This is a genomic window from Pedobacter sp. ASV1-7 (assembly GCF_040203335.1).
Taxonomy (GTDB): domain Bacteria; phylum Bacteroidota; class Bacteroidia; order Sphingobacteriales; family Sphingobacteriaceae; genus Pedobacter.
This window is the reverse complement of sequence record NZ_JBEHBV010000002.1, coordinates 528,294-553,735: the sequence shown is the minus strand read 5'-3', so window position 1 is coordinate 553,735 and position 25,442 is coordinate 528,294. Positions and strand designations below refer to the sequence as shown.

Below are 25,442 nucleotides of genomic sequence, written 5' to 3'. Positions count from 1 at the left end.
CGTTCAGAAAAATAATATATTTAAACTTTTTGTAACAAAAAATAATAAAATGATTAATAATTAAAGTAGATTAGTTGACTGAATTTTAAAAGCATGAAGAAACTAATTTTATTCCCTCTTTTTTTTATAGCATTAACACTAAACGCTCAATCTCAAAATGTAAATATGCTGGCAAATTTGCCGGATTCGATTTATTCTGGAAAACAAGGTGGATTGCATGTTCAGGGTGTTGCTGTCGATAAAGCAAATGGATATGTATATTTTTCTTTTACAGATAAGCTCATTAAAATGGACCTTAACGGTAAATTGATAGGAAGTGTAACTGGTTTTTTAGGGCATCTTGGTGATTTGGATTTTAATAAAGAGGATGGTAAGATATATGGGTCTTTGGAATATAAAAATGATGCGATTGGTAAGGGGATCAGAAAAGAATTGGGAGCGAATAATAGCAATAAAAGTGGTTTCTATATTGCCATATTTGATGGCTCTCATATAGTACGCCCGAATATGAATGCTGAAAAGGAAAATTTATTACGTACTGTTTATTTACAGGAAGTAGTGAAAGACTATGAAGCTCAGGTAAAGGTAGGAGATAAAACAAAATCACATAGGTTTGCTTGCTCTGGAATAGATGGTGTTGCTTTTGCTCCCGCAATAGGTGGTGCAAACCCTAATAAAAAATATTTGTATGTGGCCTATGGTGTTTACGGAGATACAGACAGAGACGACAATGATCATCAGGTTTTATTAAAGTATGATATTGCCAATTGGAATAAATATGCACAAGCCTTATCTCAGGATAAACTGCACCAATCCGGACCTGCAAAGCCTATAGAGAAATACTTTGTAAAAACTGGAAGCACAAGATATGGTATTCAAAATCTGGAATATGATTCTTATACCGGAAATTTATTCGCAGCTGTATATCGCGGAGGGAAAAAAGGGTTTCCAAATTATGATTTGTTTGTAATTGATGGGCATAAAAAGCCAGGTAAAGCACAAATATCATCAGACAATCAAAAAATAAATGTTAAAACCCTTTCTTTATTGGAAGCAGGACCCAAAGATTCCAAAACTGGAATTAGAGGATGGAATTTTAAATGGGGAGCTACAGGTTTATGCACTTTAGGTGATGGTTTATTTTATATCTCTCACAATAAGAAAAGCAAGGACGGACAACAGGAAAGTACAATCTATAAATACAAATGGGTAGGGGATACTCAAAACTCATTTATCCTGGTAAAATAGTTAGTTACTGCTTGACTTTTGAAGTTTAACAATACTCATAATGGAGTCTTCTAACTCCATTATACTTTTCTTTAGCATTTCGTACAATAACCTGGAGGATTCATTCATCTCTTCCGTTTCAATGAGTTCCATTAATCCAAGCATATTTGCTACTGGTTTTCTAACCTGATGAGATTGTAATACCCTTATGTCATTGAGCTCGCTTTCTTTCAATTTCCTTTCTGTAATGTCTAGTCGAATGGAATAGTATCTTGATATTTTTTGGTTTTCATCTATTCTGGGAACGATAAATGTATCAACCCAATAGAAAGTACCATCTTTTGCTTTGTTTTTAATTTCACCGCGCCAGGTTTGACCTGATGAAATGGTTTTCCATAGGTTTATAAAGAAAGACTTAGGGTGATAAGAGGAATTGATAATCCGATGATCAACACCAATTAACTCTTCTCTTTCATATCCTGAGATGGAACAGAATTTATCATTAGCATAAACAATTTTACCTGAGCGATCGGTGATAGCGACAATACTTAACTGATCCAGTAAACTGGAATAAAATTCAGAATGAACCATTTACAATTTTTAATGGAGATCTTTTATGTTATTAATACTTGATGCAGACTTAAATTTGGGCTGAACCCAAGAGACTACTTTTTTGACCATGTTAACACAGTAATCAATTGCAAATTTACTAAGTATCGTTGGAAATTGGATTATGCTAAATATATTGTATATTTAATATGACTGTATATTTATAAAAAAGGCTTATGCGGAACAATACATATTTACTTATATTGTTACCTCTGTTACTTTCAATAACTAGCTCTTGTCAAAATCAAAAGGCAGCTGCTGATGTTCTTTATTCCGGAGGAACTATTTTAACAATGGAGGATGACGTTCCTCAGGTAGAAGCTTTGGCTGTTAAAGATGGTAAAATTGTTTTTGCAGGTTCAAAAGAAAAAATCAAAGATTTTATTGGAAAACAAACTGTACAGGTCAATTTAGAAAACAAGACTTTATTACCTGGATTTATTGATGCGCATGGACACATTACCTCGCGTTCAGGAATGTCGCAAGCGGTTGATTTATCTCCCACACCATATGGAACAGTTAATAGCATACCAGAGCTTCAAACTACTTTAAAAAAGTATATAGATAAGCATCAGTTAGCTGTAAATATGCCTTTGATAGGAAATGGATATGATGATGCCATTATGGTTGAACATCGCCATCCCACACGAGGTGAATTAGATGCGGTTAGCCTTACACATCCTCTTATCGTTATTCATACTTCTGGACATGCAAGCGTTGTAAACAGTGCTATGCTCAAACTACTTCAAATTCCTGAAGATGTAAAAGATCCGGAAGGTGGTCATTATGGAAGAGATGTTAAAACCAATCGCTTAAATGGTAAATTGGAAGAGAATGCCAGTTTTTCTGCACTGATGAAATTAATGGCGCTTTTACCAAAACCAAAAGAAACTGATGGTATTTCGCAAGAGCTAAAGGACTTTATCAAGGCACAAGACGAATGGTTAAGTTATGGACAAACAACCATTTGTGATGGCAGAACAATGGGAGTAGGGCTTGCTCTTTTGAAAGAAGTCGCAGATAAAAAGCTTTTAAAAGCTGATCTGGTTTATTTTCCTGATTTTGAAGCAAATAAAAAGGATTGGGAATCTTTTTTACCACATTATATGCGTTATGAAAGCCGACTGAAATTTGGTGGGTTTAAATTTTCTGATGATGGTTCACCACAAGGGAAAACAGCTTGGCTTACAGAACCATATATTGTTCCACCGGAAGGAAAAGATAAGAACTATAAAGGATTTCCTATTTTTTCGGATGAGACTTTATATGATGATTTGAAAAAGATTTTTTCTAAAGGCGTTACTGCTCAATTGCATGTAAATGGGGATGCCGCTATAGATCAGGCACTTCGCGTTATAGGCAAACTTAAAGCAGAAGGGGTCTATAAGCAAGAGCTAAGGGCAACCTTAATCCATGTGCAAAACAGCAGACCTGATCATATTCCTAAAATTAAAGAGATAGGTGTTCTACCTTCGTATTTTTCGGCACATGTGTATTTATGGGGCGATTGGCATTATCAAAGTGTTTTCGGTCCTAAACGAGCTTCTTTTATCAGTCCGGCTAAGGCTGCTAAAGATGCTGGGATTACTTTTACCATGCATCATGATGCTCCAGTTACCCCACCAGATTTATTAACCGGGGTTTATGCGGCTGTAAACAGAACGACGCGTTCTGGAATGGTTTTAGGTCCAGACCAACGTATTCCAGTTATAGATGCATTAAAAGCAATAACCATCAATGCTGCTTATCAATACCATGAAGAAGATAGCAAAGGCTCTTTAAAAGTAGGTAAACTGGCCGATTTGGTAATTCTAGATAAAGACCCGCTGGCTATCGATCCTATACAATTAAGGTCGATTAAAGTATTGGAAACCATAAAAGAGGGTAAGACAGTATTTAAACAGAAAGAAAAATAGAACTTTATGAAACAACTTATTAGTTTAATGGCATTTCTACTTTTTGTAAATAGTGGTTTTGCACAAGGGCATTACAACGGCTCCTCCTTCAATCCGAACGATTATTTTGCACCCCATGAAGGTTTTATTATTCCTGTCTGGTATGGCTATGCCGATATGAATTATTACAATGCACAGGGCAAAAAATCAGATCAGCTGATTAACCCGACACCTGGGAATCCTACTACTTTGAATATCGAACAAAATGTTAAAACACATTCGTTTATTTTAATGGCTATTTATGGAGGAAAGGGTAAAATACTCAATGCCAATTGGGGGATGATGATTATACCGACGTTAAATAGTCCAACAGCTAATATTGCTTTGGATTATTATTCTCAACAAACGGGGCCTGGTAAATATGTGTTTACCAATAAGAGCCTTGGTTTTGGGGATATGTACATCCAACCAGTCTGGTTATCCTGGAAAAAAGGTGATTTTCAATATGCATTGAATTATGGTGTTTGGGCACCGACAGGAAAATATGAACATGGCAGTCTGGATAATGGTGGTCATGGTTATTGGTCGCATAACATTAGGGGGGCGATTAAGTATAAACCAAGTGTTAAAGTCAATTTAAGTTTCGCACCTACTTTGGAAATCAATCATTGGCAAAAGAAAACAGATTTTAAAGAAGGTAGTCATCTTACCTTTGATGCAGGAGGTTCTTATCTCCTCAATGCAAGGGGTGATGAAGTTGGTCTTTTTGGTCATTATTCACAACAGGTCTCAGACGATAAAGGAACGGTAGGAAGTTTCTTGTCAGATCAAATTGCAGGTATAGGGGGATTTGTTTCTTATTGGATTGTACCTAAAAAGATAGGTGCTATGGCAAGAATTACTCAAAACTTTGCCATGGAGAATAGGTTTGGTGGTATAGCTTTCCAGGGAGGGGTTAATATTTTGATTCCTAATAAAAATTCAGCGCATTAGGATTATTGTGTGATGAGACTTCTAAAACATGAATGTTCAAGTTAAAATGAACATTCATGTTATAAAAAAGAATGATTAAGCATCTGGTATCTCAGGTTCTACAAGTTTAGCTAACTTCTCCAACGATTCCTGCCATCCTAAGTAGCACATTTCTGCTGGTATCATAGCTGGAATTCCTTCTTGTGTAATTTTTATTTCGGTACCCACTATAGTTTTACGAAGCCAAACAGAAGTGATCATTTCTCCTGGAAGGTTAGGGTCATCAAAGGTATCCGTGTATTTTAGAAATTCATTAGGTTTTATCTCAAGGTATTTTCCGCCAAATGAATGACCATTGCCGGTAGTGAAATTTTGAAACGACATTTTGAAAGAGCCACCTGTCTCTACGTTCATTTCATGTACGGTACAAAGAAAGCCATATGGGGGAAGCCATGAAGCAATTGCTAAGGCTTCGGTAAATGCGCGATATACCTTTTCTGGAGATGCTTTAAGGACTCTGTGTAATGAAACATTATTAGTTGACATAAAATCTTATTTTTCGTTTCCTACTCATTTGGCTTTTCGGTTTCGCCCGTTTTTAATTGGTCGCTGCTCCATTTGATGTTACTAGTTTCATCTATTAACAATCAACAATACAAAAGTGTTAGGAAAATTTGATTTTGATAGCGTCTAAATAAGACAATATACAGGGGGATTTGCGACCAATTCTTATAATCCGTATAAAATAATAAGAAGCACGGATATGTCTTTTAATGATACTCTAAGTTGCTTGAGTGCATAGGTAATCTGGTTTTCTACAGAACGTCTGGAGATGCCTAATGCACCTGCAATTTCATCATTACTAAGCGATTTCTGACGGCTCATTAAGAATATCTCCCTACATCTTTTAGGTAGGTTTTGTAGATAAGATTCTAATTCTAATTCCAGATCCTGATAGGCAACGCTACTATATCCCTTATTCTCAGTAAAGTTATTTGAAAGTGAACTGAGATCTTCTTTATAATCTATCAGTGTTGATTTTTGGCGTAAGGTGTATCTGTATACCTGATATCTGGTGGCCGAAGTAAAATAACCTATAAAAGAATTTACTTCCAGTGTTTTTCGGTTATTCCATAGCGTTAAGAAAATATCATGTACTATTTGAGTACAAACTTCAGTGTCCTTAATTTTAAAAAATGCTTTATTATAAATTCTAGGCGAATAACGGTGAAAAAGTTCTGAGAATGCTGTTTCATCACCCCTTTTGATCGAAGCCCAAAGCACGAAGTCGGTAATCATATTTGCAATAAATATTTGGTTTATAGCTAAGTTATAGTTTAAAATTATTTAATCAAGGTTATTAATAAATATTTTATAAAAGTATGTGTGTTCATGATAGAATCACGAACTATATATATAGACACCGTGAATTATGACTAAGAAAGAGTATGTATTACTATATGAAAAATATATCGCTGGGAACTGCAATAGTGAAGAAAAACAACTGTTTGAGTCCTATCAGGATGATTTTTCTTTAGATATCGATGGGGAACTAGAGCCACATATAAAAGATCAGATCATTAAGATGTTGGAGATAAGTATGAGGCGACAAAAGACTAAACGATTATATTTTTACCGGTTTAGTTGGGTTGCAGCAGCAGCAATTGTAATAACCACTGCGGTTTATTTTTATCTGAGCCCAATGCCTGTTCCAGTAAAGAAACAAGAATTGGTTGTAGGAAAGTCTTTGTCTATTGACAATAGTAAAGCTATTCTAACACTGGATGACGGTTCTCAGATTATGCTTGATCATATTGATAATGGTGTTTTGGCTAATCAGGGTGGAGCAACAGTAAGAAAAGAAAAGGGTTCTGAATTGGTTTATGATGTTGCAAAAAAAAATGAGAGTAATTTTTCAGTAAAATACAATTCAATCAGTATTCCATTTGGAAGTGAGTATCGGCTAGTATTACCTGATGGTAGCAAGGTATGGTTAAATGCGGTATCTTCTATTAGGTTTCCTGTAGTTTTTAATGGGACTGAACGTAGAGTTGAAATTTCAGGTGAAGCTTATTTTGAAGTTATAAAAGATCCTGACAAACCTTTTCGGGTGATCGCTAATGGTACTGAAATAGAAGTATTGGGGACCCATTTTAATGTTAATGCCTATAGTTCAAATGTAAATACAACATTACTGAGTGGATCAGTAAAGTTAAAGGCAAACCGAAAAGAGGCTTTACTTAAACCGGGGCAATCGGGACTCAGTCAAAGCAATGGTAGTTTTAAAGTTTTCGAAGCAGATATCGAAGCTGCCATTGCATGGAAAGAGGGATTCTTTGTATTTCATGATGAAAGTGTAAAGCAAATTATGGAGAAAATTTCGAGATGGTACAATGTAGATGTTAACTATGTTGGTGATGCCGGAAATAAATTGTTTTATGGTAAGATTTCACGTTCATATCAACTCGAAGAACTGTTGAAAAATATAGAAATAACAGGATTGGTTCATTTCAAGATAGAGGGAAGGAGGGTGACAGTAATGCCTTAATTTAACTTAAATCCAATTCTTAAAGTTACTGTAATGAAGCTTCCGGTGCTCGTAACACCGAAAGCAATAATTGGTGACTTAAAATGATCCTTCTAAACCATCAAAAAACCAATGATCAAATGTATAAAAATTATACTGTAATTCTTTGCAGGGTGAAACCCTGTTCAGTACCTAAAATTTTGCTTATGATGAAGCTCATTTGTGTTTTATTAATTACTTCTATAATGCAGGTTTCTGCATCAGGCTTTGCACAGGTGGTTAGTCTGAAAAAGAAAAATGCTGCCATGAAGGAAGTCTTTAATGATATTCAAAAACAGACAGGCTTTAGCTTTATAATTAGTTCTGAATTGCTAAAAAAGGCAATTCCAACAGATGTTAATCTAAATAAAGTACCAATAAAGGAAAGCCTTGAACGCTATTTTTCCGGACAACCCTTTGACTATGTAATCAAAGGGAAAATGATCATTGTAAATGAGAAGCAACTCGTTAAACCTATAAGTATTGAGGTGTCAGGTAAAGTAACAGATGAAAAGGGACTTGCATTAACAGGTGTAAGTGTAATTGTTAAAAACACAAAAATCGGGACGGTGACAGATGTACATGGTAACTATAAAATCACCATCCCCAATCAAGATGCGATTATCGTTTACAGTTTTCTTGGTTTCGTAACGCAGGAGTTTAAAGTTGGTAACCGAAAACAGTTGAATGTAAGGTTGAAAGAACAAATCCAATCGTTGGGAGAAGCTGTAGTAATTGGATATGGAACGGTAAATAAAGCTGATTTAACTGGGGCTGTTGGACAATTAAAACTAGAAGATGTAAAAAAAGCACCTGTTGGAGCTTTTACAGAAGCTTTAGCAGGAAGAATTGCTGGTGTACAGGTATCTTCTAATGAAGGTCAACCCGGTAGTTTGCCCATAATTACCATTAGAGGGGCGGGTTCATTAACACAAAGTTCTGCTCCTTTATATGTTGTAGATGGAAGTCCGGTTGAAAGTTTTGATGCAGGTTCTATTAATGCCGATGATATCATGTCTTTAACTGTTTTAAAGGATGCTTCTGCAACTGCTATATACGGTGCCAGGGCATCAAATGGTGTAATTGTGATCGAAACGAAAAAGGGAAGAGAGGGGAAACCTGAAGTGAATTTTAATGTTTCTGCAGGAACGCAGGAAGTGAGAAAGTTCATAGAAGTAATGAATCCTTATGAGTTTGTTAAATATCAGGCTGAATTGTATCCTTTAAATGCTACCAATAACTATTTTCAAAATGGTAGAGATTTAGATTATTATAGGACAATTAAAGGGGCTGACTGGCAAAGGCAACTTATAGGAACGGGCAAATTTCGTAAAGCGGAGATGAGTATTAGGGGGGGAAGCAAGGATACCAGGTTTTCTATATCCGGTGCTGGTTTTGATCAGAAGGGTATCATCGTAAATACAGATGCAGCAAGGTATAATGGTAGAATATCCATTGATCATACTTTCAATAAAAAACTTACAGGAGGTGTGATTACAGCATTAACAAATACCAAAATTGGGGGGATCCAGTCATCCGTTGATAATGCAGGTTATAGAAATTTCCTGTTTTACTCTGCATGGGGATACAGACCTGTTTCGGGAAACAATGAAGTTGATTTTTTAGATGAAAATGTAGATGATATTTTTGATCCAAGTAATCCGAGTTCAGACATTAGGGTTAATCCTGTAAAAAATGCAAAGAATACTTACAGGCAAAGGAGTACAACTGATTTTTCTGCTAATGGTTATCTGAATTATAATATAACCAAAGATCTAATCTTAAGGGCAAGGGGAAATATCATAACTTATAGTGATGATCTGGATGAGTTTTACAACTCTAAAACTGTCAAAGGAAATCCGGATAATCCATTGAATACGATGAAAACTCAGGCTGGAATAACTTATACTGATGTTTCTACCTGGTCAAATGACAATACCTTAACTTATAGTAAGCGTATTAAAAAGGTTCACTCGATTTCGGCTCTGGCAGGATTTTCTTTATACTCCAGCAAACGTAAAATCCATGGTGTATCATATATGAATATACCTGATGAAGAACTAGGTATGTCTGGTATTGAAAAGGGAACACCTTATACCAGCATTGCATCCCGCACTAACTTTACTTTAGCCTCATTTTTTGGTAGACTTAATTATAATTATAAATCAAAATACCTTTTTACAGGTACCTGGAGGGCAGATGGATCTTCCAAATTTCCATATAAAAACAGATGGGGTTATTTCCCATCAGCTGCTTTAGCCTGGAATATGAAAAATGAGTCTTTTTTGAAGAACTCTTCGATAGTCTCTAACTCCAAACTACGTGTTAGTTATGGTATAACTGGTAACAACAGAGTATCAGAATTTGATTATTTACCGAGTTTGCAGATTTCTCAGTTTGCAGCTTATTCCTACAAAAATGGAGCACCCATTGATGGTCTGGTTCCGGGAGGATTGGGTAACTCTGATTTAAGATGGGAAAGTACACATCAAACCGACATTGGTTATGATCTTGGCTTATTTAAGGACCGTGTTTCCCTTACAGTTGATTTGTACAGGAAACAGACGAATGATTTATTATTGGATGCTGATTTACCAGCGATTACCGGTTATACCAAAGTTTTTAAAAATATTGGAAAGATTAGAAATGATGGTGTAGAATTAAGCTTAAATACGCTAAATGTCAAGAATAAGAATTTTGAGTGGCAGACCAGTTTTAACATCAGCTTTAATAAGAATAAAGTAATAGAATTGGCTGATGGACAAAAACAGATGTTTACAACATTACCCTTTGAAACTAATTTTAAAAATGCCTTATATGTTGCAGAAATTGGTTCACCTGCAGCAATGTTTTATGGATATGTGTGGGAAGGGAATTATCAGTTTGCAGATTTTAATAATCCTTCTCCAGGAATATATGTATTGAAGGATGATATTCCAGATAATGGTGCGGCCAGAGCTAATATTCAACCTGGTGATATCAAATATAAAGACATTAACGGGGATCTAAAGGTTAATTCCTTAGATATGGTGCACATGGGATCCGGAATGCCTATCCACTTTGGTGGATTGACGAATAGCTTTAATTATAAGAATTTTGATCTTAATGTATTTTTTCAATGGTCATATGGCAATAAAATTTTTAATGCTAACAGAGTTGTTTTAGAAGGGAATACCAATGCCATAGTGTATTTAAATCAGTATGCGTCTTATGCAAATCGCTGGACACCAGAAAATAACAACAATGAGTATTATAGAACTAATGGACAAGGACCTCCTGGAATGTATTCAACCAGAACAATAGAAGACGGTTCTTATTTAAGGCTTAAAACTTTGTCGCTTGGTTACAGTTTACCAAATCAAATCATAAATAAATTAAAAATGAGAAGCTTGAGATTTGTTCTATCAGGCCAGAATCTGTTAACATTTACCAATTATTCTGGAATGGATCCAGAAGCATCAGCCAGAAATTCAATTTTAACACCCGGCTTTGATTATTCTTCATATCCTCATGCCAGAACATTAGTACTAGGAATCAATGCTTCATTTTAATCTGTAAATTATGAAAAAGATATTCAACATATTGTGTTTAGTAATCATTTCAAGTATTCTTTTTTCTTGTAAAAAGTTTCTAGATACCAAGCCGCAAGACTTTCTTTCGTCTTCCAACTACTTTCAGACCGAAGAGCATTTGATACGTTCACTTACAGGGGTTTATGATATTTTGGGCTCTAATCCAATCTATGGAGCGAATTATCATTCCAAATTAGGTATGGAAGCAGAAGAAGGTTATTATTTTAGAGCCAATCTTGTAGTCGGGCCACAGGTATACAACATTACGGCTAATAATACAGAAGTACTCAGTTTCTGGACAAACTTATATAAGGGGATAGGGAGGGCTAATTTTTTACTCGCTAATGTTGACAACAACAAAGGCATCAGTGAAGCTTTTCGTTTACAGATAAAAGGAGAAGCTCTGTTTTTGAGAGGGTATTATTACTTTTTACTGGTACAGAATTTTGGTGGTGTGCCTCTGATGATTAAGGCAACTGAAAATGCCAATGATGTTCATATTGCTAAGTCAACTGCGAGAGAGGTATATGATCAGGTAATTAAAGATATGGAGGTTGCTGAAACTCTTGTTGCCCCAATTCAACAGTTAGGATATGGAGGTCGGGTAAGTAAATCGGCTGTAAGAGGTATACTGGCCCGTGTTTGTCTATACATGGCGGGTGAGCCATTAAAAGATGTTTCTAAATATGAAAAGGCTAGCTTTTGGGCAAAAAAAGTGATGGATGATGTAGAAGCTGCTCATGCTTTAAACACCGATTTTAATGATGTTTTTATAAAATATGCTTCAGACCAATATGATATCAAGGAAAGTATCTGGGAGGTTGAATTTTGGGGAAATGCTACAAATGTATACCGGGAAGGAGGCTTTTTAGGTTCCTGGCATGGTATCAATTGCGTCAACACCACTATTGGATATTCCCAGGGAATTATGAAAGGGACAAGAAGACTATTTGAAAAATATAAGAGTGGTGATTTGAGAAGAGACTGGAGTTTAGCGCCCTTTTTGTATAGAGCAGATGGAACAAAAAGTTTATTTACAGTGACGCCAACAAACTTGCAGAAGTATGATCGATTTTCTGGAAAATACAGAAGGGAGTATGAAACTTTATTGCCTAAGGACAATAATAATACACCTATAAATCATCCTTTGTTAAGATATGCAGATGTATTACTGATGTTTGCTGAAGCAGAATCTCAGGCAAAAGGCGTACCTACACCAGAAGCAATTGAAGCTGTAAACAAGGTAAGGAGAAGAGGATATGGTAAATATCTGAATGGAATTGGCGCTGTTTCAGAAAGTATCAGTTCAATTAATGTGACCAGCCAGGGAACAGGTTACACCGCTGCAACAACAGTAAATATTGTTGGTGGAAATGGCACTGCTACAGCAACGGCAGTAGTTTCTGGAGGGAAAATTACTGCGGTTAATATTACAAATGGTGGTAATAGGTTCAGCACTCCGCCAATTATTACTTTTTCGGGTGCAGGCACAGGAGCGGTTGCAACTGCAACTTTAACCGATATTACTACGGCTGATTTAGCACCTGCAGATTATGTCTCTCAGCAAAAATTTATGGAGAGTATTCAGGATGAGAGGGCTAGAGAACTATGTTTTGAAGCACTTCGTAAACAAGACCTTATCCGATGGGGGATATTTATTACGACTATGAAAAGTGTATTGGCTGATATGCTTGTAGATAGTCCTACAGGTTTTATGAGTCTGGCTTTTAAGAATGTAGCAGAAAAGAACCTGCTATTTCCTATACCTGCAAATGAGATTGGAATTAATAAGTCATTGGTTCAAAATCCAGATTGGTTATAATTTATTAGAAATTTAAAGATGAAAATGATGTTAAGGAGCCGTTTTATACTATTATTATTGATCATGCCCTTCCTGGCTGTCTCGCAAAATTTACCTGGCAAGCTTGTAAACCTTGGACCACAGGTTAAGGAAAAATACCTTGAGGGCAGCCTTTTTTTGAAAGACGAGAAAGGTAAGGATTGGCTCTACACTGTGGTACGTGGCTCGCCAGGATATTTGTTAGGCTACGATTTAGTTAACTACGAGCTTAAGGTGAAATTGCCATTGATTAAAATGGATGGTGCCTGGGATATAGGTATGTCTTCAGATGGCTGGTTATATATTGCTGGTTCTGCTGGAGGTCGACTGGCCAGGCATTGGCCTGGTAGCCAGCAAATAGAAGATTTAGGAAAGCCATTAATTTCTGAAACTTATCTTTTTGCACTAGCATCGGGTAAGAATGGTGAAATATTTGGGGCTACTTATCCAGGTTGCCGGATATTTCGATATCATCCGAAGGATGGTTTTAAAGATATCGGCGCGGGAGCCATTAAAGCAGGTGAGCAATATGTTCATGGACTGGCTTATCATGAAAAAACAGATAAGTTATATGCAGGAATTGGCTCCAGAAGTTATTTAGTGGAGGTCAATCCGAGAACAGGAGAACGGAAGGAAATTCTGCCTGATCAATATCGAGGTGGTTCGGGTTTTGTTTATGATATGAAAATTATAAATGATGTAGACGGTGCTGACCTGCTACTTGCAAACTTGCCAGATTTAGGGAAAACTGTAGTTTACAATCTAAAAACAGAAACTTTTGAAGAAGATATACAACGGTCTGTAATGGTAAAATCGGCTTTAAAATCTTTAACTGATGAAAAGGTCTATTATAGCGCTGGATGGACCGATCTTTATGCTTTAGATTTAACTAAGCCAGTGTCCAAACCCCAAAAAGTAGGTGTCGCTAAAAAAGCACTTGCTACAAAATGGTTGAATCATTCGGAATTGTTGATACTTAATGCTGAAGCCGAGTTATTAAGGTGCAATATAAAAACAGGTGAAAGTAAATCCATTCCTATTGATGTTCCTGCACAACCTATTGGTTTGATAGCCGTTGCAGCGGGACCAGATGGGCAAATATGGACAGGAGGATACCTGACAGGAAACAACGCTGCTTATAATCCTGAATCTAAAACTATAACCAGTTACCCTGGTTTACATCAACCTGAAGGTATTACTATACAAGACGAAAATATCTATTTTGGGACTTATACGCGTGCAGAATTTTATGTATATAATACCACCTTACCCTGGTCTTTAGAAAAGGGAAATCCTAAGAAGATCGGCCAGATTAAAGGGCAAGATCGTCCATTTGGAGGTGTAAATGTTGCAGAACATCGTCAGCTCTATTTTGGTACAGTTCCGGGATATGGATTATTAGGCGGGGCTTTAGCTGCGTATGATATTAAGGAGGGTAAAATGACTCCCTATTTTAATGTTATGCCTAATTCATCGATAGTAAGTCTGGTTTATGCAAATGGTTCAGTATTGGGAGGAACCTCTGTATGGGGTGGTTTAGGCGCTGTGCCAATAGCTAAAGAAGCCAGTTTGTTCGGTTGGGATCCTGTTAGAAAGATAAAGACATTTGAACTAGTTCCTGTACCAGAAGCAAAGGCTATTACTGGGTTAATAAATGGACCTGATGGTATGGTATGGGGTATGGCCGATGGAGTATGTTTTATTTTTGATCCGGTAAGTAACACAGTCAGAACTTCTAAAAAAGTATTTGAAGTTCCTGAAGAAGTAAAAAAGAAGCCTGTATGGCGTGATGCATTCCTTGTTTTACATCCATCTGGAAATGTGTATGGAACTGCTGGAGGAAAGTTTTTTAAAATAGATCCGTCTAGTAAAGAAGTAACGATGATTCCGTTAGGAATTGCTGCACATTCATTATGTATGGATCAGCAAGGGAGGTTCTATTTTAGGAATGGCATTAACTTATGGCAATATGAAATTTTATAAATATTATATCCTTTTATTGCTTTTTCTATTGATAAAGCCAGTATTTGGAAAAGCAACTTCATTATCTGAAGATACATTGAAGTATACAGGTAAGTTTAAAAATTTAGGTGTTCAGGTTGCTGAGAAATGGCTGGAAGGAAGTGTGTTTACAGAAGATGACGATGGTAATGAATGGGTGTATACGGTACTAAGAGGTAAACCGGGGTATTTGCTGGGGTATAACTTAACTAAATCTTCTTTAATGGTTAATTTACCTCTAGAGCGGATGGATGGTGCCTGGGACATTACAGTATCTTCTGATGGTTGGCTTTATATTGCAGGATCTGCAGGTGGGCGACTGGCTAAACACCGTCCCGGAAGCCAGAAAATAGAAGATCTTGGGAAACCACTTTCCTCTGAAACCTATTTGTTTGCTGTTACACCTGGAAAAAATGGAGAGATATTCGGAGCAACTTATCCTGGTTGCAGGATATTTCGTTATCATCCAAGCGATGGGTTTAAGGATGTTTGCAATGGACCCATTGTCCCATCCGAAAATTATGTACACGGTATTGCCTATCATGAAAAAACAAGTAAGCTTTTTGCAGGTATAGGCTCACATAGTTACCTGGTTGAAATAGATGTGGCAACAGGGCAAAAAAGGGAGATATTACCCGGGAAATACAGAGGATTGCCTGGTTTTGTATATGATATGGGAATTGTGAAAGGATTAAATGGTGGCGATAGGCTCTTTGCCAATTTACCCGATCAGCACAAAACATTGGTATATAATCTGGACAAAAAGACTTTTGATGCCGAAATTCCTAAGATAATTATGGTTAAAGGTGTTGTTAAGTCTCCTTACGATCAAAAGGTATACTATACCGATAGCAGTAGTTTGATTGCCCATGATGTTTTAAAGCCTACCGTTAGCCCACAATTATTAGTGAAAACCAGTAGAGCAATGAATATGAAATGGGGGAAGGATAAAAAATTGTATCTATTGAATTCAGATGGTGATGTGATTCAATACGACCCAATATCTGGAAAAACCGTTACAAAAGATTTGATGCTTCCTCCACAACCTATTGGAATAAATATCACGAAAACAGGTCCTGACGGTAGAATCTGGACGGGAGGGTATTTGGTCGGCAGTAATGCTACGTATGACCCTAAGACAGGTAAAACACAACGTTATTTTGGTTTGCATCAGTCAGAAAGTATTACTTTGAATGGAAGCGATATGTATTTTGGCATTTATCCAAAAGGTAAATTTTACAAATATGATACTCGTAAGCCATGGGACCTTAAAGAAGGGAATCCTAAATTATTAGGACATATTGAAGGTCAGGATCGTCCATTTTGTGGTACCGGTATACCAGAGTCTGATCAAATGTTTTTTGGTACTGTACCCGATTATGGAAGACTTGGAGGGGCTTTAATTGAATATGATCCTAAAACTGATAAACTGATTGCCTATGAAGGGCTTGTTCCAAAGCTATCTTTAGTTAGTATGATCTATCACGAGAAAGAGATTATTGCAGGAACGTCAGTCTGGGGTGGTTTAGGAATTAAACCTGAAGTAAATGAAGCGAAATTATTTGGCTGGGATCCGCAGAGAAAAGTTAAAACATTTGAGCTTGTTCCGGTACCAGGTGCAAAAGCAATTACTTGTCTGATTAAAGGTCCGGATGGTAATTTGTGGGGCGTAGCAGATGGTGTTTTGTTTGTACTGAATGCTCCGCTTCGTAAAGTTATTGCCAGTTATAAATTATTTGAGTTAACAGTTCAACAGAAAAATAGTGCTGTTTGGCGAGATGTTAATCTGGTTATACATCCTTCAGGAAAAGTCTTTGGAACCGGTAATGGGAGATTGTTTCAAATTGATCCTCAAAGCAAAAAAGTTGTAATAGTCTCAGAAAAACCAGCATTTTTTGTCTCTATGGATAAACAGGGTATCCTTTATTTTAGAGATGGTAAAGATTTGTGGAGTTATACTCCCTAAAAATTGACAATTAATAATTTAACATAATATGAAGAAATATTTAAAATCGATCCTTAAAAAAATTGTAATTGCAGTATGTCTGTTCGCTTGTATATCATTTGTTTGTTATGGACAGGCGGTACCAGCAGGTGTAGTAATTAATGTGAGTGCTGATCATAAAGATCAGCTTTATAAAGTAAAAGAGCCTGTGGTATTTACTGTAACAGTTAGTCAAAATGGTACAGTGTTAAGAAACGTCAAGGTAAACTATGAGGTGGGACCGGAAAAAATGTTGCCAGTACTTAAAGGAACAGATGATCTTAAAGATGGCAGCCTGAAAATTAGTGGTGGTACAATGGAACAACCTGGGTTTTTACGGTGTGTGGTAACCTGTGAATATGAAGGTAAGTTATATAGGGGGATTTCTACAGTGGGTTTTGACCCGGATAAAATAGTAACGACGAGTATAACACCAACAGATTTTATACACTTTTGGAATAATGAGAAGGCTATGGCTGCTAAAATACCACTTGATGCTAAGATGGAGCTTTTAGCTGATAGGAGTAATGATGTTGTTAATGTGTATCATATTAGTTTCCAGAACCATCAACTGGGTTCCAGAATTTATGGTATTTTATGCGTACCTAAAAAGGAAGGTAAATATCCAGCAGTGGTCCGTTTTCCTGGTGCAGGCGTCAGAGCACATAATGGTAATCCTGCATTTGCTTCAAAAGGATTGATTACTCTAGAAATAGGAATCCATGGCATTCCTGTAAATATGAAAGGTGATGTTTATGACAATCTATATAAGGGGGCTTTAGGAGGATATCCATATTTTAATTTGGACAGCAGGAATAGTTATTATTTTAGAAGAGTTTTTATGGGATGTGTAAAGTCTCTGGATTTTATTTACAGTCTGCCTCAATTTGATGGACAGAATCTGGCTGTTGCAGGATCTAGTCAGGGTGGTGCACTTTCAATTGTAACTACAGCATTAGATAAGAGGGTAAAATATTTACTTGCTTTTTGTCCGGCTATGTGTGATTTAACTGGATATTTAAATGGAAGGGCTGCTGGCTGGCCAAATATGTTTGCCAATTCGACTAAAAATTTAGCTGCTACTAAGGATAAAATTACTACTTCAGGATATTATGATGTAGCGAATTTTGCCAAGCTTGTTCAGGTGCCGGGTATTTATTCCTGGGGGTATAATGATGAGGTAACGCCACCAACTTCTATTTATGCTGCTTACAATAATATTAAGGCGCCAAAAGAACTGTTCATTTTCCCGGAGATTGCACATGTTGTTAGTCCTGATCAATCCAAAATATGGTTCTCCTGGCTGGAATCTAAGTTGTTAAAGAAATAATATAGGTTTTTATACGTATGGAAAATAATCTAAATACAAATCGCCGGGGCTTTATTAAATATGCAGCTCTTGCAGGTACATTTTCGTTAAGTATCCCGGAAATTGTAAAAGCTGCAATAGGAAATGTTGATAAAAAAATATCCTTAAAGGAAGGTGATATTATCCTGTTTCAGGGAGATTCAATTACAGATTCTTACAGGAAAAGAGAAGAGTTGAGGTTTAATGATGGACCAGCAATGGGAACAGGATATGCTTTTTTGTCTACTTCTCAATTACTTTATCATCACCCGGGGAAAGGGCTGAAGATTTATAACAGAGGTATTAGTGGACATAAGACTTTTCATCTAATAGAGCGTTGGGAACGTGATATTATTGATTTAAAACCTAGTGTTTTAAGTATTCTGGTTGGTGTTAATGATTTCTGGGTAAAGAACAATGGTGTGCAAGGTACTTTAAAATCGTTCAGAGAAAATTACCAGATTTTATTAGATAAGACGAGGCAAAACCTTCCTGATACAAAGCTTATAATAGGCGAGCCTTTTGGTGTTACAGGTATAAAAGGAAAGCATGAATTTTGGGATACTGAATTTAAAGATTATCAAAAGGTGGTGGCTGAGCTTGGCCGTTCGTTTGATGCTGTATTTATTCCTTATCAAAAGGTTTTTGACAAAGCACAGCAATCTGCGCCTGGTGTTTATTGGACAAGAGATGGCGTCCATCCAACAATTGCAGGTTCACAATTAATGGCAGAGGCTTGGCTATCGGCAATTAAATCTTAGAGAAGAAATATTTTTATTATTCGTAACTTTAAGTGTCTTGTGCACAGTGTTTTTTGTGGAGAGGAGGATGCGGTATGACCATACTTATTATAGTTATTGGATTAGCCTTACTCTTTGATATCATCAATGGTTTTCACGATGCAGCTAATTCTATAGCAACAATTGTCGGAACCAGGGTCTTATCACCTCGGTTGGCTGTCTTATGGGCAGCCTTTTTTAATTTTATTTCATATTTGATTTTCAAACTTCATGTAGCAAATACAATTGCTAAGGGGATTGTTCATCCTGATGTTGTAACGATGAATGTTTTGATAGCAGGACTACTTGCAGCTATTTTATGGAATTTGGCCACTTGGTTTTTTGGACTCCCCTCCAGTTCTTCCCATACTTTAATTGGCGGTTTTGTTGGAGCTGCAATAGCTGGAGCTGGTTTTAATGCGGTAATTTATAGTGCTGTTTTAAAGATTATCATGTTTATTTTCTTAGCTCCTATAATTGGGATGTTGGTAGCTACTATAATATCTATTGTGGTGATGTGGATTTGCAGAAACTCTAACCGGGGAACTGTAAGCAAACATTTTAAAAAACTTCAATTGCTTTCTGCGGCGGCTTTTAGCATTGGACATGGCGCAAATGATGCACAGAAAATAATGGGTATAATCGCTGTGGCCTTAATTGCTTCAGGAGAATTAGATCAAAGTGCGCCGATACCATTTTGGGTAGTTATATCTTGTCACACCGCAATGGCGATAGGTACATTACTTGGAGGTTGGCGTATCGTTAAAACAATGGGATCGAAAATAACTCATTTAAAACCATTTGAAGGATTTAGCGCAGAAACTTCGGGAGCTATTACTCTTTTTTCTACAAGTATGCTTGGGATTCCTGTAAGTACAACTCATACCATTACTGGTGCCATCATAGGTGTAGGGGCAATCAGGAGAATTTCGGCTGTGCGCTGGGGTGTGACTATCCCTATAATGTATGCATGGATATTGACCATTCCAGCTACAGGTTTATTAGCTGCTCTGATACATTATATTTTGACTTGCATAGTTTCATAATATTATTAGAAGAACCGTCTTCGTTTTATTTTAACTCATAGATATTAATTACTTAATATAGCCCTTTAGGAAAAAAAAAGTATCATTGCACCAAACTAATTGTTAATTATGCTTCATAGTGCTTATTGATATGTTTGATAAGGCCATTGATAATGAAAAAGAGTTACTGGCAAGTATAGCCGGAGGTGATCAGTATGCGTTTACAATATTGTTTAAACATTATCAGCGCTTTGTATATTTTTCTGGAAGAAAACTAACACACTCTGAAGAATTAGCCACGGAAATAGTACAGGATATATTCCTTAAAATATGGCTTGATCGTGAGCAGCTAATTGTTATTGAGAGTTTTGGCGCTTACTTAAACAGGGTTGTACGAAACCATTCTTTTAATGTATTGCGACAATTAGCACAAAGGGCAAAATCAACTGAAAAACTAAAGATAAATTCTGCTGAGACTGATAATTCTACAGTTGAAAAAATTAATCATAATGATGCAACTAAGCTTTTAAATGAAGCACTAAAACAGCTTTCTCCTCAACAACGTATGGTTTATAACTTGTGTCATGAAAAGGGATATCGGTATGAAGACGCTGCGGAAAAAATGGATATATCTCCACAAACTGTTCATTCGCACATGAAACTTGCATTAAGAAAAATACGTGAACATTTTATAAAACACGCTGGCGCATATCCATTTTTTATTGCGGTTCTTTTTAAATAATGTTATTGATATACAGTTTGTTATGTTTTATTTTGATGAAAAGTAAAAAAGCACCTACCCCGGTGAATTGAGTTTTGTGTCAATACAATTAAATGAGGCAGATTTATGCTTTATAACTAAATCAAATATATACCTAATGAAAAAATCAAGAGCAAGGCTTGATGAGCTTCTTGAATATTACTTTAATCAGGATATCTCTGACACTGACAAAGACGAGTTATGGGAGTATGTTCTAGATCCATTGTATAAAGAGCAGATTAATACTCAGATTCCTGATGCTATGAGTAATATCGTTATAGCTCAGGATGGACTATCTGAAAAGAAGCAAAACAATATTCTTGACCATATATTTCAATATGACGATAAGAGAACTACAAGAACCGTTGTTAACTTATGGCGACGTATCGGAATTGCAGCCGCAATTGCAACAATTATCGTTGGCATTGGCATGTTCTATTATTCTGCTGCTCGTAATCAAGACCAAAATGATTTTGTTACCAATACCGATAAAATTGTCCCAGGTAAACAAGGGGCAACTCTTACTTTGGCTAATGGAAAAAAAATCAGGTTGTCTGATGTTACAAATGGGGAATTGGCAAAAGAAGCAGGGGTATCTGTCAGCAAAACAGCTGAAGGGCAATTAATTTATGAGATTGTACATCAGGATAAGGCAAACAATAAGCTAAATACCTTATCAACTGCAAATGGAGAAACTTACCAGATTCATTTACCAGATGGTTCTTCAGTGGTTTTGAATGCTGCTTCCAGTTTAACTTATACCCCGAATCTGATAAAAGATGGAAGGCGTATAGTTACATTAAAAGGCGAAGCTTACTTTAAAGTAGCTAAAGATAAGGTACGTCCTTTCATTGTTAGAAGTAAGGGACAGGAAATAGCTGTATTGGGCACAGAGTTTAATGTTAATGCTTATGATGATGATTCTGAGTTTAAAGCAACATTGATTGAAGGATCTGTGAAACTGAATGAAAAAATGGTTTTAAAACCAGGAGAACAGTTTCTTTTTAATGGAGCAAAAGGTCGCATAGTAAATGCCGATGTTAAAATGGAGACAGCCTGGAAAGATGGCTTTTTTCAGTTTGAAAGAGTGGATATACAAACTTTAATGCGTCAGATTTCCAGATGGTATGATGTTGAAATTGAATACCGAGGTGATATTCCAAAGGATGAATTGGTTGGAAAAATCAAAAGAAATGAAGATATCAAAAAAGTATTGGAAATATTAAAATATGGAAATGTGAAATTCAAATTAGTGGGTAGAAAATTAATTGTTGGATAAAAAAAAGCCTATGGATATAATTTAACTTATCAGGAACAATAAACGGAAGTGCGACTAACACTCCCGTTTAAGCCTTAAAAAGGCCGTTCAAATCTTGGAAATTATCAATTGCGAATCAATAATCTTTAACTTAAACATTACAAAAGTATGCTGTGCAATGCACTAAACAAAGGAAAAAATATAAAAGCTTTTAAAGCGGTGGAAGACTCTCCACCAGCAATAGAAGTAAACAGTAAAACTCACGCGTCGAAATTTTTTTTGGTAATGAAATTAATCGCTTTTTTGATAACTATTGGCATACTGCAAGTAAGTGCACATAGTTATTCCCAAAAAGTCAGTTATTCTGGCAAGAATGTACCTATAGAGAAAGTGCTGAAAGCTATAGAAAAGCAGACAGGATATTATCTCTTTTATAAGTACAATGAAATTAAGGATGCTAAAACTATAGATAACCTCAAGTTGAAGAATGCAGATTTAAAACATGCATTATCTGAGATTTTCCGAGATCAGCCATTCGAATATTTCCTAAAGGAAAATACCATTATTGTTAACAAAAGGGGGACTGTAAAAACAAACGAAAGCTCTTTTCGGCAAATACTTATCGATGTTAAAGGAGTGGTGGTAGATGAAAAAGCTGAACCTTTACCTGGTGCTTCCGTAAAAACCAAAACAGGAAACATAGGAACGGTAACTGACAATCAAGGTAGGTTCTCAATGAAAAATTTAACTGAGGGTACTGTGTTGCTCATTAGCTATACCGGTTTTGAAACAAAAGAGATAGAGGTAAAGGCCAATCAGGATTTACACATAACACTTAAGGCAGCTCAGTCTGATTTAAATGAGATTGTAGTTGTGGGGTATGGAAGTCAAAAAAAGGAACTTGTTACCAGTGCAATTGGAAGTTTGAAGATAAAGGATGAAGATGTTAGACAAGTAGCATCGGTTACAAGATTATTAGAGGGGCGCATTGCAGGTGTGAATTTATCTGTGGGCTCCGGTAACCTGGCTTCAGCAGAGCGTGTTTCAATTCGTGGTTATTCTTCTATTACTGCGGGAAATAACCCATTGTATGTAGTTGATGGTGTTCCTATCAATACTTCAAATCTTTCTTTAACTGATTTTGGAGAGAACTATAGCCCATTGGCGGTACTTAATCACGCTGATGTAGAATCCATAGAAGTGCTTAAAGATGCTGCATCTGGGGCAATTTATGGTTCAAGAGCTAGTAATGGAGTGATTTTGATTACCACGAAATCAGGTAAGGAAGGTAAATCTCAGATAAGATTTGATCTAAGCACTGGTTTTAGCGAATTCGCTAATAAAAATAAACTAAAGCTGGCCAGTTCTGATCTGTATTTACTTCAATATAATGAAGGTGCTGAAAACTATAACAAACAGTATGGCCTTAAAATTGGTGATTCTGGATATAGGACTCCAATAATGAATCCTTTTTATGATATGCCAGACACTGATTGGTTAGGCTTGATTTTGCAAAAAGGTTATTTTAAAAACGCGAATGCATCATTTTTAGGTGGCTCAGCGAAAACAAATTATTTCGTGGGAATAGGACTTACCGATCAGGAAGGAGTTGTAAAAAATAATAGCTTAAAGAAAGTCAACTTAAATACAAAAATCAACCATAAGTTTACTGATTGGCTAGAAATAGGTGCTGATAATAAAGGGAACTTTATACGTAATAACCAGGTGCCAGGAGCAACACTTGGCTCTACAATCATTGCCAGAGCAATAGAGCAACGCCCATTTGATCGTCCATATAAACCTAATGGAGAATATTATGTGGGGGGAACAGATGAATTAGTTAGACACAATCCTATTCAAATATTGAATGAGCAAGATGTTTACGTTGACAACTACCGTTATCTGGGAACTTTTTATGGAAAGTTGAAGTTTTCAAAAAACATCAGCTTTAGGTCGTCATTTAGTACAGATATGGGGTATACTTATGATTATACTTATTATAATGAAAAGCATCCATATGGGACTGGAGTAGGCAGGTTAGTTGACTATACCAGGTTTATTTCAAACAACCTGTTCGAAAATGTTCTTGATTATAACGGTAAGTTCAATAAATTCTCTTTGAATGGTGTTTTAGGCCACTCTTTTCAACAGCAAAGTTATAGAACAATTGCAGTTGACGGCAGAGGATTTCCTTCTCCTTCTTTCAATGTGATTTCTGTTGCTTCTGAGATATTTAGTGCCAATGGCTCAGTAAGTGAGTTTGCTATGGAATCGTATTTTGGTAGGGCTACTCTTGCTTACGATGATAAATATATTTTTACTGGAACTGTAAGGACTGATGGATCATCTAAATTTAACAAGGATAACAGGTGGGGTGTATTTCCATCCTTGTCGGTAGGATGGAATGTGTCCAAAGAGCAGTTCATGCAATCATTAAATGTTGATTTGAAATTACGTACAAGCTGGGGTAAAACAGGAAATCAGGAAGGTATAGGTAACTATTCTCATTTACCCCTTATTTCTGGTGGTAAAAATTATGGTAACGTAAGTGGAATTTCAGTTTCAAGCTTCGGTAATCAGAATTTAACCTGGGAAAAGGCAGATCAGTATGATTTCGGCTTTGATTTGTCACTGTTTAACAGAAAAATTGATATTACTTTTGATACCTATTATAAAAAGACTACGGATCTATTGTATAGTATGCCTGTTCATGCTACTACAGGTATGACTGCTTTATTGAGCAATATTGGGTCTATGGAAAATAGAGGCGTAGAATTGGGAATTTCTTACAATCAGAAAATTGGAGATTTATCATGGTCTTCTAGCTTCAATATTGCCCATAATAAGAACAAGATCTTGTCTTTAGTTGATGGAGATGCACCGATTTCCATTGGTGATAATAGAGCTTTACAGGTAGGAAGAGATATTGGTTCATATTACTTATTCCAGGCACAAGGAATTTATCAGTATGATGGTGAAGTTCCTAAAGAACAGTTTGATTTAGGCGTTAGAGCAGGAGATATCAGATGGGCCGATGTTGATGAAAACGGGATTATAAACGACAATGATAGAGTCGTTACAGGTTCATCTACTCCGAAATTTACCGGAGGATGGAATAATACATTTAAGTTCAAAAATTTCCAGTTGGATATCCTTACAACATACATGTATGGACAGAATGTATATGCCGCTTGGAAACCCACAGGTTTGGGTAGAATTGGACATACTTTCGCCCAGCTAGAAGAGTATATTGATAATAGATGGACCGGACCTGGATCTACAAATGTATATCCTAGAAGTATCCTGTCCTTATCTCATAACAATAGAAACTCTACCCGCTTTTTAGAAGACGGTTCATTTATTAGGCTAAGAGCAGTAACGTTGGGCTATTCAATTCCTGCTTTTAACATTAACGGATTCCAGATTAAAAATGTAAGGGTATATGGACAGGTAGACAATTTGTTTTTATGGACCAGATATTCAGGATGGGATCCTGAGGTGAATACCAATTTAGATCCTCGTTATTCAGGTATCGACTTATTGAATAACCCCCAGCCAAGAACGTTTAGTATTGGCACAAACATCAATTTTTAATTTATGAAACCA

Annotated in this window: 17 protein-coding genes; 14 read left to right on the top strand and 3 right to left on the bottom strand. The window is 36.3% G+C overall.

What is annotated here, in order from left to right:
- Positions 1 to 93 precede the first annotated feature (93 nt).
- Entirely contained in the window at positions 94 to 1,248 is a 1,155-nt protein-coding gene (locus ABDJ41_RS07220; RefSeq protein ID WP_349785208.1) for a hypothetical protein, read from the top strand.
- Here ABDJ41_RS07220 and ABDJ41_RS07215 read toward each other — a convergent pair whose 3' ends face one another.
- The gene (locus tag ABDJ41_RS07215) at positions 1,249 to 1,818 is read right to left on the bottom strand and encodes a PAS domain-containing protein (protein WP_349785207.1); all 570 of its coding nucleotides are present in this window, start codon (positions 1,816 to 1,818) and stop codon (positions 1,249 to 1,251) included.
- 194 nt (positions 1,819 to 2,012) lie between these two features.
- On the opposite strand from ABDJ41_RS07215, the gene ABDJ41_RS07210 reads away from it, so the two are divergent.
- Both ABDJ41_RS07210 and ABDJ41_RS07205 read left to right on the top strand, forming a co-directional pair.
- A complete protein-coding gene (locus ABDJ41_RS07210) occupies positions 2,013 to 3,752 on the top strand; it encodes an amidohydrolase (RefSeq protein ID WP_349785206.1) in 1,740 nt (579 codons plus the stop codon).
- A 6-nt stretch (positions 3,753 to 3,758) separates the two neighbouring features.
- Complete coding sequence (locus ABDJ41_RS07205; RefSeq protein ID WP_349785205.1) at positions 3,759 to 4,724, top strand: transporter; 966 nt, start codon at positions 3,759 to 3,761, stop codon at positions 4,722 to 4,724.
- Positions 4,725 to 4,799: 75 nt separating this feature from the next.
- Here the strand turns inward: ABDJ41_RS07205 and ABDJ41_RS07200 are convergent, their stop codons facing one another.
- Both ABDJ41_RS07200 and ABDJ41_RS07195 read right to left on the bottom strand, forming a co-directional pair.
- Entirely contained in the window at positions 4,800 to 5,249 is a 450-nt protein-coding gene (locus ABDJ41_RS07200) for an SRPBCC family protein (RefSeq protein WP_349785204.1), read from the bottom strand.
- Between the two features lie 183 nt (positions 5,250 to 5,432).
- Positions 5,433 to 6,002 (bottom strand): sigma-70 family RNA polymerase sigma factor, encoded by a 570-nt coding sequence (locus ABDJ41_RS07195; RefSeq protein ID WP_349785203.1) that lies wholly within the window; start codon positions 6,000 to 6,002, stop codon positions 5,433 to 5,435.
- Positions 6,003 to 6,135: 133 nt separating this feature from the next.
- Here ABDJ41_RS07195 and ABDJ41_RS07190 point away from each other — a divergent pair, with 133 nt between their 5' ends.
- The 11 genes from ABDJ41_RS07190 to ABDJ41_RS07140 all read left to right on the top strand — a co-directional run bounded on the left by ABDJ41_RS07190 (position 6,136) and on the right by ABDJ41_RS07140 (position 25,430).
- Positions 6,136 to 7,251: a FecR family protein gene (locus ABDJ41_RS07190; protein ID WP_349785202.1), complete on the top strand. Its 1,116-nt coding sequence runs from the start codon at positions 6,136 to 6,138 to the stop codon at positions 7,249 to 7,251.
- Between the two features lie 185 nt (positions 7,252 to 7,436).
- Complete coding sequence (locus ABDJ41_RS07185) at positions 7,437 to 10,820, top strand: SusC/RagA family TonB-linked outer membrane protein (RefSeq protein ID WP_349785201.1); 3,384 nt, start codon at positions 7,437 to 7,439, stop codon at positions 10,818 to 10,820.
- A gap of 10 nt (positions 10,821 to 10,830) precedes the next feature.
- A complete protein-coding gene (locus ABDJ41_RS07180; RefSeq protein WP_349785200.1) occupies positions 10,831 to 12,663 on the top strand; it encodes a RagB/SusD family nutrient uptake outer membrane protein in 1,833 nt (610 codons plus the stop codon).
- An 18-nt stretch (positions 12,664 to 12,681) separates the two neighbouring features.
- Positions 12,682 to 14,664: an NHL repeat-containing protein gene (locus ABDJ41_RS07175; RefSeq protein WP_349785199.1), complete on the top strand. Its 1,983-nt coding sequence runs from the start codon at positions 12,682 to 12,684 to the stop codon at positions 14,662 to 14,664.
- Positions 14,651 to 16,648 (top strand): hypothetical protein, encoded by a 1,998-nt coding sequence (locus tag ABDJ41_RS07170; protein ID WP_349785198.1) that lies wholly within the window; start codon positions 14,651 to 14,653, stop codon positions 16,646 to 16,648. Before ABDJ41_RS07175 ends, ABDJ41_RS07170 begins: the two co-directional genes overlap by 14 nt.
- A 28-nt stretch (positions 16,649 to 16,676) precedes the next feature.
- Positions 16,677 to 17,996: an acetylxylan esterase gene (locus tag ABDJ41_RS07165; RefSeq protein ID WP_349785197.1), complete on the top strand. Its 1,320-nt coding sequence runs from the start codon at positions 16,677 to 16,679 to the stop codon at positions 17,994 to 17,996.
- A gap of 17 nt (positions 17,997 to 18,013) precedes the next feature.
- The gene (locus ABDJ41_RS07160; protein ID WP_349785196.1) at positions 18,014 to 18,775 is read left to right on the top strand and encodes an SGNH/GDSL hydrolase family protein; all 762 of its coding nucleotides are present in this window, start codon (positions 18,014 to 18,016) and stop codon (positions 18,773 to 18,775) included.
- Between the two features lie 74 nt (positions 18,776 to 18,849).
- Positions 18,850 to 19,839 carry an inorganic phosphate transporter gene (locus ABDJ41_RS07155; protein WP_349785195.1) on the top strand — a complete coding sequence of 330 codons (990 nt, stop codon included), beginning with the start codon at positions 18,850 to 18,852 and terminating at the stop codon, positions 19,837 to 19,839.
- A 130-nt stretch (positions 19,840 to 19,969) separates the two neighbouring features.
- Positions 19,970 to 20,560 (top strand): RNA polymerase sigma factor, encoded by a 591-nt coding sequence (locus tag ABDJ41_RS07150; protein ID WP_349785194.1) that lies wholly within the window; start codon positions 19,970 to 19,972, stop codon positions 20,558 to 20,560.
- A gap of 136 nt (positions 20,561 to 20,696) precedes the next feature.
- On the top strand, positions 20,697 to 21,857 hold the full coding sequence (locus ABDJ41_RS07145) for a FecR family protein (protein WP_349785193.1): 1,161 nt from the start codon (positions 20,697 to 20,699) through the stop codon (positions 21,855 to 21,857).
- A gap of 264 nt (positions 21,858 to 22,121) precedes the next feature.
- Positions 22,122 to 25,430 carry a SusC/RagA family TonB-linked outer membrane protein gene (locus ABDJ41_RS07140; RefSeq protein ID WP_349785192.1) on the top strand — a complete coding sequence of 1,103 codons (3,309 nt, stop codon included), beginning with the start codon at positions 22,122 to 22,124 and terminating at the stop codon, positions 25,428 to 25,430.
- Positions 25,431 to 25,442 lie beyond the last annotated feature (12 nt).